Consider the following 17,502-nt stretch of genomic DNA (forward strand, 5'->3'; position numbering starts at 1 on the left):
TAAGGCAGCATCATGAAACACACAATATGTTTTGGTGAAGTACTGGTTGATTTACTCTCAGATAAATTAAGTCAAAACAACAGCGAGCACGAAGCATTTACTAAGTTTGCAGGTGGTGCACCTGCAAACGTAAGCGTAGCCATTGCAAAGCTAGGTGGTAACGCTTACTTTGCGGGCATGCTGAGCACCGACAGTTTTGGCAGTTTTTTACATAACGCCTTAAAAGAGCAAGGTGTAAAAACCGACTTTATGCGCTTTACAAGCCAAGCTAAAACTGCCCTTGCGTTTGTATCGCTTGATGACGACGGCGACCGTACGTTTGAGTTTTATCGCGATAACACCGCCGACTTACGCTTTAGTAATGATGACTTTAGCAGTGAATGGTTTGAGCAATGCGACATATTTCATATTTGCTCAAACACCTTAACCGACGAGCGCGTACGTAAAACAACTGCTTACGGTGTTGAATTTGCTAAACAAAATAATGCGATTGTCAGTTTTGACATTAACTTACGCCTTAACTTATGGCCAAGTAATGCCAATCCGCGTGAGCATATTTTACCCTTACTAAAACACTGCTCTATTATTAAAGCCTCAAAAGAAGAGCTTGAATACTTAGCGGGTGAACAAACGGGTGAAGAATTTATTGCTCATACGCTTAATAATGGCTGTGAGTTATTTGTGGTTACCGATGCAGGCAACCCAATGCATTGGTACACAAAAAATGCCAGGCAAACGCTTATCCCAAAAAAAGTGACTATGGTTGATGCCACCGCCGCAGGTGATGCATTTGTAGGTGGGTTGCTGTATCAGCTAGGCTTACAAAATCTGACACCTAGCTCTTTTAGTAAGCTTTGCGACAGCCCCGAAACACTCACAACTATTTTTGAATTTGCTTCGTTATGTGGTGCACATGCCGCATCTTACAAAGGGGCATTTACGTCTTTGCCTAACGAAAAATCACTAAATGATTTTAGGAGCACACTATGAGCCACACACCTGATAACTTTAAAAGCCGCGAATTTTTAACGCAGCACATTGCCGATACACTGGCATTTTATGAGCCTAACATTGACGATGAGCATGGCGGTTTTTACCAAAACTTTTCAGATAATGGTGAGGTATTTGATAAGCAAACTCGCCACCTAGTAAGCTCTACTCGGTTTGTATTTAACTATGCACGTGCGTACCAAACCTTTAATGACGAAAAGTACCTAAACCGTGTTAAATCGGGTATTGAGTTTATTCGTAAACACCATTTTGTTGAGCAAACCGGTGGCTACAATTGGCTATTGAGTGTTGATAAAGGTAACGCCACTGTACTTGATGATACCAACCACTGTTATGGCTTTGCGTTCGTGATTTTAGCCTACAGCTGGGCATACCGCGTAGGTGTTACACAGGCGCGCGAATACCTAAACGATACATTTCAAACAATGGAAACACATTTTTGGGACACAAGAGCAGGTTTATATAAAGATCAGCACAACAGTGACTTTACTAAGTGCGATCCGTATCGCGGCCAAAACGCCAACATGCACACCTGCGAAGCACTTATTGCCGCGTATGAAGCAACTCAAGATGAGCTATTTTTAAATCGTGCGCTTACACTTGCCGATAACATGGTTAATCGCCAAGCTAATTTAATGGGTGGGCTTATTTGGGAGCACTACGATATAAATTGGCAGGTTGATTTAGAATACAACAAAGACGATCCAAAAAATTTGTTTCGCCCGTGGGGTTTCCAGCCAGGTCATCAAACTGAGTGGTCAAAACTATTAATGTTTTTAAATAAGCATAAGCCACAAGCTTGGCTTGTAGAACGTGCTCAAGCGTTATTTGATGAGTCAATAAACGTTGCCTGGGATAAACAACACGGCGGTATTTGTTACGGATTTGCGCCAGATAAAAGCATATGCGATGACGACAAGTACTTTTGGGTGCAAGCCGAAACACTCTGTTGTGCAGCCTACCTTTATGAAACCACAGAGGATGAAAAATACCAGCAGTGGTATGACAAAATTTGGCAGTACTCATGGCAGCACTTAGTTGATCATAAATACGGTGCGTGGTTTAGAATTTTAACCGTAGATAACAAAAAAATAGATACCGAAAAAAGCCCTATTGGTAAAACTGATTACCATACTATGGGTGCCTGCTTTGATGTGTTGGCGTTATTAAAATAACAAAAAATAGTTATATTTTGTTGTGTAGACCTTTTAACCGCCATTTTGGCGGTTTTTTTTTGCCTAGTTTATAGCGCTTTTCAAATACATAATAATCACCACAAAATATAATTTTGTACACGCCCTGCTTTTAAAACCGCATATTTTGAATAAACACCTAATAGTAAAAAATTTTGCACGCCAGCGGCGTATAGTAATATAAAAGATAATAAAAAAGAGAAACAGGCAATGCCAAACGGGAACGACCCCCACAGTATTAATACCAGCGAACTTGTTGCTTGGCCGCGCATTGCAGCCATAGCCGCAATGCTCAGCTTTTCACTACCCACTTTTATCACCGGCCTAGAAATACATCAAAATTCGAGTGTGAGTAACACGCTTTGGGCATTAGTTATTGGCTCACTTATTTTAACCATTATTGGTGGCGCCATGGGCACCATAGGTGTAAAAAGCCGCTTAAGCTCTTATCTATTGGTAAAAATAGCGTTTGGTAATGCTGGCGCGGGCATCGTTAATATTGCCTTTGCTTTATCGTTAATTGGCTGGTTTGGCGTAAATATTGATTTGTTTTCTAATGCAGTGGTGCGCTTACTCAGTGCAGAATTTAATATTATTATGCCCGAATGGCCTATCGATATAGTCGCAGGTTGCGCCATGCTTATAACCACATTGTATGGGTTTAAAGCAATTAACGTACTGGCCTCAATAATGATCCCTATTTTAGCTGCAGTCACCGCTATGATGCTTTTTGGCGCACTCGATACTATGCCATTGGTTAATTTTATTAATTTAGAAAAATCAGCAGCGCTTTCGCTTGAAGATGGTGTAGCTGCCATTGTTGGCGGCGTTATTATTGGCGCAATAATATTGCCCGATATAACTCGCTTTTCTAAGCAAAAGCGTGGCGGCGTGTATACCTCATTTATTGCGTATATGGTTATTGAGCTGTTGGTTATTTTTGTTGCTGTGTTTGCCGCTGCCGCCATGCAAGAAACCGAAATATTAAGCTTAATGCTTGCGCTCAATTTGGGGTTTTCGGCGTTTTTTATTGTGATAGCAGGCAGCTGGATTTTAAATTCGTTAAACCTTTATAGTACCGCACTTAGCGTGGAGGCTACCTTCCCGCATTGGCATAAAAAGTGGGTTATTGTGTTATTAGGTTTGGTGGGAATTGGCGCAGCCTTTATTAATATTTTAGATATGTTTATAAGCTTTTTAGCGTTTTTGTCTGATATATTTGTACCAGTAGCGGGCGTAATTATTGTTGATGCACTGTTTATTAAACCCCAAGCTTATAGCGCAGTTGCTTTAGCAAATAACGCTAACTTTTCACTCCCCGCGTTTAGCGCATGGTTTGTAGGCGCAGCCTATGCGGTGTGTAATGGCGCTTTATTTAACGTATCAATGAGTGGCATTACCGTGATTGATGCCATTATATTAACGGCCATTATTTATACCCTGTTTGCAAAAGCCATTGCGCCCAAACCGGTTATTCAGCAATAGTTTTAAACAATAAAAGGCGCGTGATGCGCCTTTTTATTTATCTAAATTAGGGAGCTACTCTTCATCGTCTACTTTCATTTCGTCTCGCCATTTTAGTTTTTCAAGCGGGTAGCCTAAAAAGAACTTAGCGCGCTCAAGCACTATGCGTGTAGTCAGCTTTTTAATTGTATACTGTGAGCTACCGGTTAGCCTGTCGCACATTGCATTAAGTGCTTGAATATCTGCAAAGCAACAAAAAGAAATATAATCAATATCGCCACTTAGTTGCATGCAATCCATTATTTCGGGGATGTTGTGTATGTCAGCTAAAAACTTACGACGTGCTGCTAGGTTATTGTCCTCTAGCGTAAATTCCATGTAGGCAAACACGTGCTCACAAATTTGCTCTAAATTAATATCCGCATGAAAGGTTCTAAAGTACCCTGCCTCTTTTAGCGCTTTTACTCGCTGAAAACACGCACTGGGCGATAAGTTAACTTGCTCAGCTAATTCAACATTTGTTAGGTCTGCAGTAAGGTGCAAAATTGCCAGTATTTTTTGATTGTACCTGTCTATTTTTATCGTTTTTTTCATAACCGGTTTCACATTTAATAATAATTAATTTTGTAAATTTAAGGTCAACAAATACATAAAATTACGCGCTTAAGCGTTATTTTCAGCAATTTGTGTGTGCTGTATTAAGGGTTTACAAAATATTATTTTGTCTGAAAAAGCGACAATGTTTATCACTAAGTAACATCACCATGATAGTCACATTAGGACATAGAACATGAGCAGATACAACAAAATACGCTTTCGTAAAACACTATTAGCATCGGCAGTTACTCTGTCGTGCATAAACTATGTGCATGCGCAAGAACAACAACAAACAGTAACTGACACCATAGAAAAAATTTCGGTGATATCGCGCGGGCGTATTGAGTCGATACAAAATGTGCCCGACTCTGTTACCGCATTTAGCGCCGAGACAATCGAAAAATCACGTATTACTAACTTTCGTGATGTTGCTAATTTAACTCCCAACCTATCACAGCTCGATAATTTTAGGCCTGGCCTAGCCCGTATTACTATTCGTGGCTTAATTACACCGCAGGTGGGCGATCCGCCATTAGCGTTTGTAGTTGATGGTGTTACCGCCCCCGATTTAGAGTTTATAAACCAAGACCTAGTTGATATTGAACGTATTGAAGTTATGCGTGGTGCACAAGGCGCACTGTATGGCCGCGGCGCCATTGGTGGTGCGGTTATTGTGACAACTAAAAAACCCATTGAGGACTTTGAAGGTAAAATTAAAGGCTCAATAGGTAATGGCAACACGTATAATTTGAATGCGGTTGTATCGGGTTCGCTTAACGACGAAAACACCGCATATTTTAGAGCCGGTGGTTACATTAAAGATAGCGACGGGCTAATTAAAAATACCTACACAGGCGATTACGCCGACCCATTAAAAGAGCAATCGGCTTTCTCTCAGTTAGAGTTTGAGCTAAGCGAAGACACCTCAATAAATCTTAAAGGTAAATACACCTCGAGCGAAGCCGGATTTGCTTACTACCAAGGGGTGAGCGATGACACCATTGAAGACTTTTCAATTAATACCTCACAAAATATTATTAACCAAGATGAGCGTGATGTGTATGAGCTAAGCGCCAAACTAACCCAGCATTATGATTTAGGTAAGTTTGAGTTTGTAACCGCGTACAGCAATTCTCAAAACGAGCACTTTTACGATGGCGACTACTCTGCCGATGCCACCTTTATTGACGAAGGTGGCTTTTTTAGAGCCCCATTTGGCACTGAAGGGTTATACGATATTGAATCGTTAACGGTAGAGTCGCGGTTTACATCCCAGTCTGATCAGGCATTTAGATGGTCAGTGTCGGCGTTTTATCAACAGCGCGACCGCGATACTGCCGTATTATTTTATGATGATTTTACCGATGCCGAAATTTTAACGCGTGCAGATTTTGCCAACGACGAGCCCTATCTTTCCATTATCGATAACAACAGCAGCGATGCATGGGCACTTGCTGGGCAATTTAACTACGATATAAACGAGCAGTTAGAGCTAACCGGTGCAATGCGCTACGATCACGATACTCGCGAGTCGTTCGACCCAACCAATAAAGACGCCACTTACGCTAAAAAATCGTTTAGCCAATTACAGCCTAAAGTTACCTTAGCGTACCAAATGAATGACGACCTACTGCTTTACACCGGCTACTCCCGTGGTTTTAGAAGCGGTGGCTTTAACGAGCCGGCCGACGGCATTAGCCGCACCTTTGATAAAGAGATTTCTGACAGCTACGAAGTAGGTTTTAAAACTGCTTTGTTTAATAACAAAGTTACCCTTAATGGTGCCGCGTTTATTATTGAGCAAGATGATGCGCAATTTACCCAATTTAATATAGATACCTTCACCCTTGAAAACCTCTCTATTGACGAAGTACAAACCAAAGGCTTAGAGCTTGAAGCCGCCTTTGCTGCCACCAGCAATTTAAGTATTAACCTCAGTGCAGGTATTGTTGATTCTGAAATTAAACGCTTTGCACTGCGCCCCGAACTTGCTGGCAGGTCACAATTTTGGGTGCCTGAATATAACTACGGGCTTTCGGCAAATCATAACTTAGCACTTAACGCCGAATGGGCATTGTTCTCGCGCGCAGAGCTATTAATTGAAGGCCCTAAAACATTCAGTATTGATATTCCTGATGTTGAGTCGTCGCGTTATACCTACCTAAATGCCGGCGTAGGCCTTAAGTCTGATCAATGGAGCGTTCAAGTTTACGTAGACAACCTTACGGATGAACGCGCCATTGAAGATATTTTCTTATTTGGCGATGGTGTAACCGAGCTTGCCCGCCAACCTAATAAGCCACGCAGTTACGGCATAGAGCTCAGCTACGAATTTTAATGTATTTCCCTTATACGGCAGGCATGCCTTTTATTGCCTGCTGCTTTTTTAGATAACCCATAGCGATACACACATGCAAATTCTTAATCGTGACCAACTTATTGATATTTTATACGGCTGCGCCATTTTAGGCACTGGCGGCGGCGGTGAGTTAAGTGAAGGCATTGCCTATATTGACGAAGCACTCGCACAGGGTAAAACCTTTAAACTAATTAGTGCCGATGAAGTCCCCGCGGGCGAGCTTGTTTGTACGCCTTACATGTTAGGGGCAATTTCTGCTTTAAGTGAACAAGAAGAACGCGCTTATGCAAACCTGCCCCGCAGCACCAAGCACGCTATTTTAGCCGCTTATGAGCGCGCACTACAATACACAGGTAATGATGCTATTTATGGCACTATTTGCTGTGAGCTTGGCGGCTCTAATACCGCAGTATCGTTTTACTTAGCAGCAATGTTTGACGGCTATATTATTGATGCCGACCCCGCTGGGCGCGCAGTACCAGAGATCACCCACTCAACCTATTATCTAAATAACTTACCCGCAGCACCTATTATTACCGCTAATGAATTTGGTGAGTGCTTTATTTGTGAAAATGTAATGGACGACTTACGCGCCGAAACAGTCGTGCGAGCACTGGCTAAAATTAGCCGTAATGACATAGCTGCTATTGACCATATTTTACCTATTGAGCAAATGAAAAACGCGGTTATTCACGGCACAATTAGTAAAGCGCTAAAACTCGGTAAAGCAATGCGTGAAGCCAACGCACAGCACGCTAACACCGCACACATAATTGCCAAGCACGGAGGCGGTTTTGTTGCCTTTGAAGGCCAAGTAAGCGCATTTAAATTTAACACCGTAGAAGGTTTTACGCTTGGGGAAGTAACACTTAAAGGGTTAGGTGAGTTTGTAAATAACAGCTACAAAATAACGGTTAAAAACGAAAACATGGCCGCGTTTTTAAATGACGAAGTACACGTAACCATACCCGATTTAATATGCTGTATTAACAGCCAAACAGGCACACCCATTACTAATCCTAATTACGAGGTAGGCATGTATGTAGCGGTTGTAATTTTACCAGCGCCAAAAGAGTTCACCAGCGCTAAAGGGCTAAGTATATTTGGCCCGCAATACGCTGGCATAAGCGCCCCTTATAAAGCAGCTGTTGTAAGCTAATTTTTAGTAAGGGCTTGTTGCAGCTTGCTATACAATGCAGCATGCCCTTTACCAAACATAGTGGCGTTTCTATCAATTTTACTAAGCCATTCTTTCGCTTGTGCTTTTTTACCTATTTGTAAATATACCTGCGCTAAGCGCAAGCTATAAATAGCGTGGTAAATGCTTTGTGGCTCGGTGTAGTCGAACGCATTTTTATAATAGCTAATAGCCTCTTTATAATTTTTATTTTGGTGATAACTGTAAGCCAAATTACCACTCGCAAGCACTATTTTAGCTACATGATTAGTGCTTTTTATGGCGTTATAGGCCATTAAATTACTACGTATAGCTTGCTTGTATTGCTGCCACTTTAAGTAAATATGTGCTTTGTTTACATGCAGTTCTAAGTGAAAAATAGGATCGTTGTTTTTTGCAAAACGTTGCTCTGCATCTATTAGCAAACGCATGGCGACTTTTTTACTTCCAAATACATAGTGTAGATTAGCCAACTCCACCAGCCGCAGCGGGTCGCCAAACGCATTATAAATCCCGTCTAACTGGGTAAACGCTTTAGCGGCATACGCTTTAGCCTCTGCTTTTTTACCAATATAATTAAGTGCTTTCGCGTAATAAAAATACATTTGTAGCTTAAATACATCGGGCAGCTTATCTTGCTGTAAAAAAGGAGTAATAGCGTTGAGTAAGTTTTCGAACTGTTGGTAGTCGTAGTAGTAATCAAATTGGTAGGTTTTTATTTTATACCACTGTGCAGGGTTACCTTTGGCTTCATTAAGGCGCGTTTCAATATAAGCTAAGCATTGTGTTTGGGGCTGTTGCAAGCAAAACACTTCATGATCGCTGTAGTTTTCTGATGCTAATGCATTAAAACTTGTAGCAGCAATACTTAACAGCAAAAATATACGCACTAATATTACACTCTTTAAAGTTACCTTTAATTAAGAGTGTAATATTTTTATCTCGCCTATCACAATACGCTGAAATACTTATGCATATTGCCCACATGCAAACCCACAACTCCACGCATACTGGAAGTTATAGCCCCCAAGCCAGCCTGTTACATCGGTTACTTCGCCTATAAAATACAAGCCTTTGGCTTTTTTAGCTTCAAAGGTTTTAGAACTTAACTCATCGGTATCGACGCCGCCTAACGTTACCTCAGCCGTACGATAGCCCTCTGTACCATTAGGTTTTATTTGCCACGCATGAATATAGTTTGCTAACTCATCTATTTGAGCATGGGTAAGCTGATTAATATTACAATCAGGAATGGCTTTACTGTCGTGTAGTATTTCTATAAAGCGTTTGGGTAAAATAGTTGCAAGGCTATTTTTTAATGACTTTTGAGATTGTGTTTCTCGCCAATCGGCTAGTTGCTGTTTTAAATCGAGCTCAGGGAGTAAGTTTATGCTTACTGCCTGCCCTGCTCGCCAAAATGAGCTAATTTGTAATATGGCAGGCCCTGATAATCCTCGGTGAGTAAACAAAATATTTTCTTTAAATATTGTGCCGTCTTCGCTAGACACTTCGCACGGTATACTAATACCTGAAAGCCCCTCAAAGCGCTCTTTATCGTGTTGATGCAAAGTAAATGGCACAAGCGCCGCCATGGTAGGTAGTACGTTTAAACCAAACTGCTCTGCAATTTTATAGCCTACAGGAGTGGCGCCTAGTTTGGGCATTGTTAAACCGCCCGATGCGATAACGAGCGATTCACAAGTAAGTGTTTCTTGCTCAGTGATAACACGGTAGCCAATGTCGGTTTTAGTCACATTTAACACTTCGCTGCGCAATTTAATAGTAACACCAGCCCACTCGCACTCAGTAAGTAGTATATCGACTATATCTTGCGCGCTGTTATCGCAAAACAGCTGGCCTAAGGTTTTATGATGGTATGCCAAGCCATGGCGGTCCACCAGCTCAATAAAATCGTGTTGCGTGTAACGGCTTAAGCACGATTTAACAAAATGGGGGTTACTGCATAAGTAGTTTTCTGGGCTGGCATTTTCATTGGTAAAATTACAACGCCCACCGCCACTGATTAAGATTTTTCGGCCTGGTTTTTTACCCATATCAAGCACTGTAACGCTACGCCCGCGATAACCTGCTTGTGCAGCACTCATTAATCCGGCTGCACCTGCGCCAATCACAATTACATCTACTTGATTCATTACTTCGCCCTACTCAAAAATTTGCCCGATTATAGCAAAGTTTACCTCAACACTCTGAATAGAATTTATTATTAGATTTATAGCAACAAATGTAACTGAGAGTATTTTTCGGCTTTTCTAAACAACTTAAAAATAACAATACTTTATACTTATTTTTATTTTATATGATAAATACTAAATAACGACAAAGTCACCATACACCTAGGTTATAACTAAAAGAAATAGGTACATAAGCAATTATTCTTTTAAAGAAATTAACAGATCATTTACCTTTGTTTCTGTTTCGTAATTTAATATTACGAACTAACTAATAACAACTAGGGATAATTATGACAACAAGTAAATCATTTAAGCGTTGCGCTATCGCGCTTACTATTAGTACGGTATTTGCAGCATCTGCAAGTGTTGCTCAAGATGTTTCAACCTCAATGGCGGAAACCTCAGCTAAACTACAAACCCAGTCGGGATTTGAAACACAGTTTATTATTAAATACAAAAATAGCGCGAACGATATGTTAAGCATTTCGTCTGCTGACGCGAGCCCTGCAAATATGAAAAAGCGTGCTCAACGCTTTGTAAAAAATTTCGCTTCTAAAAAAGGTAAAGTGAAAGCGAAATATATTCGTGCAATGGCACTTAATAACCACCACGTTATGCGCGCAGATAAAAAACTGAGCGCTGCAGAAGCACAAGAGTTTATGCAAGAAATGGTTGATTCTGGCAATGTTGAATACATTGAAGTGGATCAAATGTTAAAACCATTTGCAACCCCTAACGATCCTCGTTACGGCGATCAATGGCACTACTACGAGCAAGCTGGCGGCCTAAACTTACCAACCGCATGGGATACTGCAACAGGCAGTGGCGTAGTGGTTGCGGTACTTGATACTGGCTACCGCCCACATGTTGATTTAAATGCTAATATTTTACCGGGTTACGATATGATCTCTAACCTATCGGTAGCAAACGATGGCGGCGGTCGCGACAGTGATGCACGCGATCCGGGTGATGCTGTAGCTGCTGGCGAATGTGGAAATAACGGCGCACAAGGCTCAAGCTGGCACGGTACGCATGTAGCAGGTACAGTTGCGGCTGTTACTAATAACGGTGAAGGTGTTGCCGGTGTAGCCTATGGCGCTAAAGTTGTGCCTGTACGTGTACTTGGTAAATGTGGTGGTTTAACGTCAGACATTGCTGATGGCATTATTTGGGCATCAGGCGGAAGTGTATCGGGCATTCCTGCCAACTCAAACCCTGCTGATGTAATTAACATGAGCTTAGGTGGCAGCGGTTCGTGTAGCTCTACCACACAAAATGCCATTAACACGGCACGTAGCAATGGTGCAGTTGTGGTTATTGCTGCCGGTAATGATAACGATAACTCAGCAAACTATAACCCGGGTAACTGTAGCGGCGTTGTAAACGTTGCCTCTGTAGGACGTAACGGCGGACGAGCGTATTATTCAAACTACGGTAGCAATATTGATGTTGCAGCTCCAGGTGGTGCCCAAAGCTTTGCAAACGATTCTGAAGGGGTTTTATCAACCTATAACTCAGGATCATCTACACCATCAAGCGATAGCTATGCGTTCTCTCAAGGTACATCAATGGCGGCGCCTCATGTTGCCGGTGTTGCAGCCCTGATAAAACAAGCTAAACCAAATGCGACCCCAGATGAAATAGAAAGCATTTTAAAATCAACCACCCGCTCATTCCCTGCAACGTGTACAAGTTGTGGTACGGGTATTGTTGATGCAGCTGCCGCAGTAGCTGCTGCAAGTGGTGGTACAACACCGCCTACAGGTGGCGATAGCGAACTGACAAATGGCGAAGCTAAAACAGGCTTAAGCGGTGCTGCAAGTTCACAAGCGTATTACACAATGACCGTACCAAGTGGCGCAACGAATGTGACATTTACTATGAGTGGCGGTAGCGGCGATGCAGATTTATACGTGCGCGCTGGCAGCCAACCAACGACATCAAGCTACGATTGTCGTCCGTACAAAGGCGGTAATAGTGAAGAATGTTCTATTGATAACCCAACCGCTGGTACATACCATGTAATGCTGCGTGGCTACTCTGCATACTCTGGCGTTAGTTTAGTGGGTAATATTACAGGTGGTTCTACGGGTGGCGGTTCAACTACACCAGAAGCCGGTGGCGGCACAGTGAGCGATGTAACGGCTACAACAGGTAATTGGAAGCACTACACTTTAGATGTGCCAGCAGGAATGAGTACATTTACAGTTACCACTTCAGGTGGTACAGGTGATGCTGATTTATTTGTTAAGTTTGGCAGCCAACCTACCGCATCTAGCTACGATTGTCGTCCTTATAAAAACGGCAACGCAGAAACATGTACGTTTAGTAATCCGCAGGCGGGTACATGGCATTTAAGCGTTAACGCTTACAGAACCTTTTCAGGTTTAACTTTAAGTGGCCAATACCAGCCATAATTAAAATGGCCCTAAGTGCATGCACTTAGGGCCTTTATAAAGTGATTATAGTTTTTCTAACACAGACTCAGCACGGCTCACTAAAAACTCTTTGTCTTTTTCAACAAACAGGCCTGTTACTACATTATCATCGACTACCATTGCATAGCGCGTAGAGCGTGTTCCACCAAAACTGCCGGTGTCTTTATCAAGCCCTAACGCTTTAGTAAAACTGCCATCGCCATCTGCAAGCATGTCGATTTCTTGTGCATTTTGAGATTCCCCCCATGCTTTCATTACAAACGCATCGTTAACCGATACACAGTAAATTGCCGCAATACCTTTTGCTTTAATTTTATCACTAAGGGTTATAAATTCAGGTAAATGCGCATTTGAACAGGTAGGCGTAAATGCACCGGGTACAGCAAAAAGCACAACCTTTTTACCGTTAAAAAGCTCAGCGTTAGTGTGAGTTTGCATACCTTCGTCTGTTAGCTGCGTTAATGTAACTGCGGGTAACGTTTGACCTTGTTCAATCATGATAAATCCTTAAAGCATTTGATTAATGGGCCTACAGTATAACGCTAATTACCTCTGTTTTAGCAGGTATTTACAAGCCAAGGTTTACTTTTATAGTTTGCATTTGCTGTTGTAGCTGGCTGCGAATATCGTCAACCAGCAGGCTTGATTCGCTTACTTGACCTTTCATACTTTGCATTGAATGACTAAAGTTATCGAGTAAGTTACTTTGCTGCTTAGCAAGCTCCATGGCCTCAAAGGCCACTTTGTTGGCTTGCTGGGCGTTATCGGCAACGCCTTCTGAATTTACTTTTAGCTCTTGTGCATTTTGTGTTTGCGACTGAGCGCCATCTGCCAAGGCCGCTATTTGTGTAGATACTGTACTTGATTTTTCACTCAGCAAAGTTAGCTGTTCATTAATATCACTCAATGATCCCTGAGTTTGTCGGGCCAGCTGACGTACTTCATCAGCTACAACAGCAAAACCTCGGCCATGCTCGCCAGCGCGTGCCGATTCTATTGCTGCATTTAACGCGAGTAAGTTTGTTTGATCGGCAATATTGCGGATCACTTCAATAATTTGCCCAACACCTTCAACCCCTGCAAGTAGCTCTTGTAGGTTTTGCATACTTTGCTCAACCCGTGTTTGCGTATCGGAGCTGGCACTTAGCATGCTTTGTGCAAAGCCTAAGCTATGCTCCATTGCACTAAACGTGTGTTGGGCGTTATCAGCCACTTGGGCGTTAATATTATTTACCTGTTCGCCTATTTGTTGAATATCGGCAAGTAAATGTTGGTTTTGATCCACTTGCCCATGGCTTATGGATGCTTTATGACTAATAGTTTGCAAATGCTCACTCATTTGCTGCATAAAATCATTTACCACTTTTAGCATTTGGGCACGCTCTTGTGCTTCTTTGCGCTGTCGCTCAATTAATAAATTAAAGTAACTGGCTATTTCGCCAACCTCTGTTTTTGGGTTATTACTTTTAATATTTTTAAGCTCGTTACTTTCAATTAAAAAGGCAAACCCGTCTCTTAGTTGCCTTAGTGGGTTGAGCACTTGGTTACGCTGCACAATATAAACACCCGCGGCTAGCATTACCAAAGCGCCAATAGCAAAACAAAATACCCAAAAGACGTTTTCTTTAAGCACCCCTTGTGCGTGTTTTAGTTGCTGCTCTGCATTAATAACGGTTTTAGAGAGTAAGTTAATTTGCTTACGTAATTGATTGGTGCCCGCCTCACGCTGTTGTGCTTGCGCTAATGTATTGGCTAAATCGCGAGGGTAGCGGTTAGGCCAGCTGGTAATTTCAGATTTTATTTCATCGGCCAAATCTTCAGCTTCTTCGTCAAAAAATAAAGCATCTTCGTCAACTTCGCTCATAACACCTAAATTAGGGAGTTTCTCTATTTTGGCTGCTAACGCATTTAAATTAGCAATACTTTGCTGCAAACTTTGTTCAGTATTGCTGTCGTAGCTTACGACTAGTTGGTAAGTAAATAAGGCAAGGTTGGTCACCTCGTTATAATAATCAGCGCCAAGTGTGTAATAAGATTGCGCATCGCTATTTTGATTAGAGGATTTTTTTGCGTAACCAATCAGTGACGACGCTGAGCCAGCCATTTGGCGAATTGCATTATCAAGTAACGCCGTTTCGTTGCCCGACAATTTTCCCAGCGCTCTGTACTTACCTTTAATATCGGTATCTAACGTACTTAGCTGCTCGTTTAACTGCTCAGCAAGTACCGAGGGGAGCACAGTGAGTTGCTGTGTTTTTACTTGCTCAATTAAAGCAGAGGATTGATTTAAATATTGGCTATCACCTTGTTCTAAATAACTGCCTAAGTCACCGGCTAAATCCACTAAAATCGTGTTTTTTAATTTACTGTATGCGCTGTCTTGTTGCTCAAGTTTAAGTAACGTTTGGCTTGCCCAAAATAGTGTGATGGCTAATAAAATACTGGCTAGAGTTAGCAAAATAGCTAATAACCGAGTAAAAGAAGAAACACGCATAAATAACTACCCCTTATGTTTATGCGCGTAGAGTATTAACTATTTATGACAATTTTATGTAACTCAGGGGAAATACGTATAGTTGCGGAAAATATACGAGTAAAGACTTAGCAATTACAGCCCCTTGATTAAACCAACCGACTTACTTTATATACTATTAAAGATAAGAAACGCGGGTTAATTACAAGATGAGAGTTTTATCACTTGGGTGGGTAAATTAAAATAGGCTTAATACAGCTATCACCATTATTAAAGCGCGGTGTATTAGCTAACGCCAGGCACAAAAAAACCGCGACCAGCGCGGTTTTTATTTTATTGTGTTAATTAAAGGCCAGCACGGTCTTTAATTACAGCAATTAACGGTGAACCACCGTGGCCATTACCTTCAGCCCACGCAATGTCTGCGCCGTCTGATAATGAGCTTTTTGATAAGTTTTTAACTATATACTCGCCCGAGTCAACAGCGTTACTAGCTACAGCATGGCGAAGTAAGTTATTACCATTACATTGAATAGCATCATAAATATTGCGAATTTTTACACGTGAGCTTTTTAGTTTACTGCGTAAACGGTTTTTATCATCAGCTGCGATATATTCACAAATAGATACTGCTAATTGATCATTGGCTTTAGCAGGCACGGTATACATTAACGAACCAGCAGCAACGGCTGTAATTACAATTAGCTTTGACAATTTAAACATGAAACACCCTTTATGGTACTTTTTACCTATGTTGATTGTTTAATATTGTACCAACCTGCTGTAAGTTTCGCAATAATGTTAATCTTTTTTATAGAAAGTTACGAATTTATAACTATATTGGTTCTTTTCGTCGGGCTTATTTGACTGTTCGTCGACGTTTTCCCATGTTGCTACCGCTTGGTAATCTGGAAACTGCGTATCCCCCTCAACCTCTAAATCTATAAAGGTTAAATATAAACGATCGGCACTTGGTAAAAACTGCTGATAAATATTACCACCGCCAATTATCATCACCTCTTCTTCGGCTTTAACCAGCTCTAGCGCAGCCTCTGGCGTAGTGACTGTCTCAATACCTTGAGCGCTATACTGACTGTTACGGGTAATAATTATATTACGACGACCAGGTAAAGGGCGGCCTATCGATTCAAATGTTTTACGCCCCATAACGACAGGTTTGCCTGTTGTTACCTTTTTAAAATGCTGTAGATCAGCGGGTAAATGCCATGGCATTTTATTATCAAGACCAATTACACGGTTATTTGCCATTGCGGCGATCATTGAAATTATCACACTAAATACCTAATACTTTACTCTTAAAAAAATAAAAAAGGAGCTTAAGCTCCTTTTTAAAATATGTTTTTTATTAACGCTCGTAGACCACTTCTACATCGTAGTCGTCTTCATCCCAGTCGTCCCAATCATCATCGTCATTCTTAGTTGCTTTTTGATGGTAGGTATCCCACTTGAACTCAACTTCTTCGTCTTCAATTTCAACGAACTTCTCTTTAGGCATGCTATCAAGTAGTGCCATAATATCGTGAATTAGTGGTTGAGTATTAAGCTTGTTGACTGCTGAAATACGGTAAACGTTTTCTTCTTCACCTAACTCTTGCGCAATTTGCTCACACAAGGCTTGCGCTTCATCTTCTGGTAATAAGTCTATTTTATTAAACACTAACCAGCGTGGCTTTTCTGCAAGCTTAGGGCTGTATTGGTGTAACTCGTTAATAATGGCAAATGCATTATCAACAGGGTTTGAACCATCAACAGGCATAACGTCAATCACGTGTAATAAAACACGACAACGCTCTAAATGCTTTAAAAAGCGAATACCTAGGCCTGCACCATCTGAGGCACCTTCAATTAAGCCCGGAATATCGGCTATTACAAACGATTTGTTAGCCTCTGGGCGCACCACCCCTAAATTAGGAATAAGCGTGGTAAACGGGTAATCAGCTACTTTTGGCTTTGCTGCCGATACACTGCGAATAAACGTTGATTTACCCGCATTTGGTAACCCTAATAGGCCCACATCGGCAAGGAGCATAAGCTCTAATTTAAGGTTACGAACTTCACCTGGCGTACCTAGCGTTTTTTGACGTGGGGCACGGTTAGTACTTGATTTAAAACGTGCATTCCCCAAGCCATGGAAACCACCTTTTGCAACCACAATTTTTTGACCATGCTGCGTTAAATCACCTAACGCCTCTTGAGTGTCAACGTCGGTAATACGTGTACCCACCGGTACTTTTACTACCAAGTCTTCACCTTTTTTACCTGTACAGTTACGGCTTTGACCATTAGTACCACGCTCTGCACGGTGAAAACGCTCAAACTGGTAATCAATTAGGGTATTTAAGTTTTCATCAGCTTGTAGATAAACACTACCACCGTCTCCACCGTCACCGCCGTCCGGGCCACCGTCTGGTACATATTTTTCTCGACGGAAAGACACGACACCGCTGCCGCCGTCACCAGCTTCTGCGCGAATTTCTACTTCATCTACAAACTTCATGATTACTCACTTTAGGGATTGGCTTTAATTTAACTATTATATACCCAAGCCAACGTAAATGCAGGCTTGGGTATATATTT

General features: G+C 41.6%; 14 protein-coding genes. 6 read left to right on the forward strand and 8 right to left on the reverse strand.

The window, feature by feature from the left end:
• Positions 1-12 precede the first annotated feature (12 nt).
• From WDB87_RS01000 to WDB87_RS01010, 3 genes are all read left to right on the forward strand, one after another.
• Positions 13-990 carry a carbohydrate kinase family protein gene (locus WDB87_RS01000; RefSeq protein ID WP_337848754.1) on the forward strand — a complete coding sequence of 326 codons (978 nt, stop codon included), beginning with the start codon at positions 13-15 and terminating at the stop codon, positions 988-990.
• A complete protein-coding gene (locus WDB87_RS01005) occupies positions 987-2,186 on the forward strand; it encodes an AGE family epimerase/isomerase (protein WP_337848755.1) in 1,200 nt (399 codons plus the stop codon). Before WDB87_RS01000 ends, WDB87_RS01005 begins: the two co-directional genes overlap by 4 nt.
• Before the next feature lie 228 nt (positions 2,187-2,414).
• Positions 2,415-3,689, forward strand: a complete 1,275-nt coding sequence (locus WDB87_RS01010; protein WP_337848756.1) for a purine-cytosine permease family protein — start codon at positions 2,415-2,417, stop codon at positions 3,687-3,689.
• A gap of 54 nt (positions 3,690-3,743) precedes the next feature.
• Here WDB87_RS01010 and WDB87_RS01015 read toward each other — a convergent pair whose 3' ends face one another.
• Entirely contained in the window at positions 3,744-4,262 is a 519-nt protein-coding gene (locus WDB87_RS01015; RefSeq protein ID WP_337848757.1) for an Lrp/AsnC family transcriptional regulator, read from the reverse strand.
• A gap of 196 nt (positions 4,263-4,458) precedes the next feature.
• On the opposite strand from WDB87_RS01015, the gene WDB87_RS01020 reads away from it, so the two are divergent.
• Both WDB87_RS01020 and WDB87_RS01025 read left to right on the forward strand, forming a co-directional pair.
• On the forward strand, positions 4,459-6,603 hold the full coding sequence (locus WDB87_RS01020; protein ID WP_337848758.1) for a TonB-dependent receptor: 2,145 nt from the start codon (positions 4,459-4,461) through the stop codon (positions 6,601-6,603).
• A 73-nt stretch (positions 6,604-6,676) separates the two neighbouring features.
• Positions 6,677-7,783 (forward strand): DUF917 domain-containing protein, encoded by a 1,107-nt coding sequence (locus WDB87_RS01025; RefSeq protein ID WP_286245344.1) that lies wholly within the window; start codon positions 6,677-6,679, stop codon positions 7,781-7,783.
• Here the strand turns inward: WDB87_RS01025 and WDB87_RS01030 are convergent.
• The gene (locus WDB87_RS01030; protein ID WP_286245345.1) at positions 7,780-8,691 is read right to left on the reverse strand and encodes a tetratricopeptide repeat protein; all 912 of its coding nucleotides are present in this window, start codon (positions 8,689-8,691) and stop codon (positions 7,780-7,782) included. The two genes, WDB87_RS01025 and WDB87_RS01030, sit on opposite strands and share 4 nt — an antisense overlap.
• 78 nt (positions 8,692-8,769) lie before the next feature.
• Positions 8,770-9,954: an NAD(P)/FAD-dependent oxidoreductase gene (locus WDB87_RS01035; protein WP_337848759.1), complete on the reverse strand. Its 1,185-nt coding sequence runs from the start codon at positions 9,952-9,954 to the stop codon at positions 8,770-8,772.
• Positions 9,955-10,283: 329 nt separating this feature from the next.
• Between WDB87_RS01035 and WDB87_RS01040 the strand changes: the two genes are divergently transcribed.
• A complete protein-coding gene (locus tag WDB87_RS01040) occupies positions 10,284-12,410 on the forward strand; it encodes a S8 family peptidase (RefSeq protein ID WP_337848760.1) in 2,127 nt (708 codons plus the stop codon).
• A 45-nt stretch (positions 12,411-12,455) separates the two neighbouring features.
• Here WDB87_RS01040 and WDB87_RS01045 read toward each other — a convergent pair whose 3' ends face one another.
• The 5 genes from WDB87_RS01045 to cgtA form a co-directional block, all read right to left on the reverse strand.
• Positions 12,456-12,929: a peroxiredoxin gene (locus WDB87_RS01045; RefSeq protein WP_286245348.1), complete on the reverse strand. Its 474-nt coding sequence runs from the start codon at positions 12,927-12,929 to the stop codon at positions 12,456-12,458.
• A gap of 70 nt (positions 12,930-12,999) precedes the next feature.
• Positions 13,000-14,925 (reverse strand): methyl-accepting chemotaxis protein, encoded by a 1,926-nt coding sequence (locus tag WDB87_RS01050; protein WP_286245349.1) that lies wholly within the window; start codon positions 14,923-14,925, stop codon positions 13,000-13,002.
• 324 nt (positions 14,926-15,249) lie between these two features.
• Positions 15,250-15,627 carry a DUF3718 domain-containing protein gene (locus WDB87_RS01055; RefSeq protein ID WP_286245350.1) on the reverse strand — a complete coding sequence of 126 codons (378 nt, stop codon included), beginning with the start codon at positions 15,625-15,627 and terminating at the stop codon, positions 15,250-15,252.
• Positions 15,628-15,705: 78 nt separating this feature from the next.
• The gene (folA, locus tag WDB87_RS01060) at positions 15,706-16,197 is read right to left on the reverse strand and encodes a type 3 dihydrofolate reductase (RefSeq protein ID WP_286245351.1); all 492 of its coding nucleotides are present in this window, start codon (positions 16,195-16,197) and stop codon (positions 15,706-15,708) included.
• Positions 16,198-16,270: 73 nt separating this feature from the next.
• Complete coding sequence (gene cgtA / locus WDB87_RS01065) at positions 16,271-17,422, reverse strand: Obg family GTPase CgtA (protein ID WP_286245352.1); 1,152 nt, start codon at positions 17,420-17,422, stop codon at positions 16,271-16,273.
• Between the last annotated feature and the right edge of the window lie 80 nt (positions 17,423-17,502).

Source organism: Pseudoalteromonas sp. C12FD-1, assembly GCF_037414265.1.
Taxonomy (GTDB): Bacteria; Pseudomonadota; Gammaproteobacteria; order Enterobacterales; family Alteromonadaceae; genus Pseudoalteromonas.

Coding starts and splice junctions, on each gene's coding strand:
- cgtA (WP_286245352.1), bottom strand. CDS start 17,422: ATGAAGTTTGTAGATGAAGTAGAAATTCGCGCAGAAGCTGGTGACGGC.
- WDB87_RS01025 (WP_286245344.1), top strand. CDS start 6,677: ATGCAAATTCTTAATCGTGACCAACTTATTGATATTTTATACGGCTGC.
- WDB87_RS01040 (WP_337848760.1), top strand. CDS start 10,284: ATGACAACAAGTAAATCATTTAAGCGTTGCGCTATCGCGCTTACTATT.
- WDB87_RS01000 (WP_337848754.1), top strand. CDS start 13: ATGAAACACACAATATGTTTTGGTGAAGTACTGGTTGATTTACTCTCA.
- WDB87_RS01035 (WP_337848759.1), bottom strand. CDS start 9,954: ATGAATCAAGTAGATGTAATTGTGATTGGCGCAGGTGCAGCCGGATTA.
- WDB87_RS01055 (WP_286245350.1), bottom strand. CDS start 15,627: ATGTTTAAATTGTCAAAGCTAATTGTAATTACAGCCGTTGCTGCTGGT.
- WDB87_RS01015 (WP_337848757.1), bottom strand. CDS start 4,262: ATGAAAAAAACGATAAAAATAGACAGGTACAATCAAAAAATACTGGCA.
- WDB87_RS01045 (WP_286245348.1), bottom strand. CDS start 12,929: ATGATTGAACAAGGTCAAACGTTACCCGCAGTTACATTAACGCAGCTA.
- WDB87_RS01050 (WP_286245349.1), bottom strand. CDS start 14,925: ATGCGTGTTTCTTCTTTTACTCGGTTATTAGCTATTTTGCTAACTCTA.
- WDB87_RS01005 (WP_337848755.1), top strand. CDS start 987: ATGAGCCACACACCTGATAACTTTAAAAGCCGCGAATTTTTAACGCAG.
- WDB87_RS01020 (WP_337848758.1), top strand. CDS start 4,459: ATGAGCAGATACAACAAAATACGCTTTCGTAAAACACTATTAGCATCG.
- WDB87_RS01010 (WP_337848756.1), top strand. CDS start 2,415: ATGCCAAACGGGAACGACCCCCACAGTATTAATACCAGCGAACTTGTT.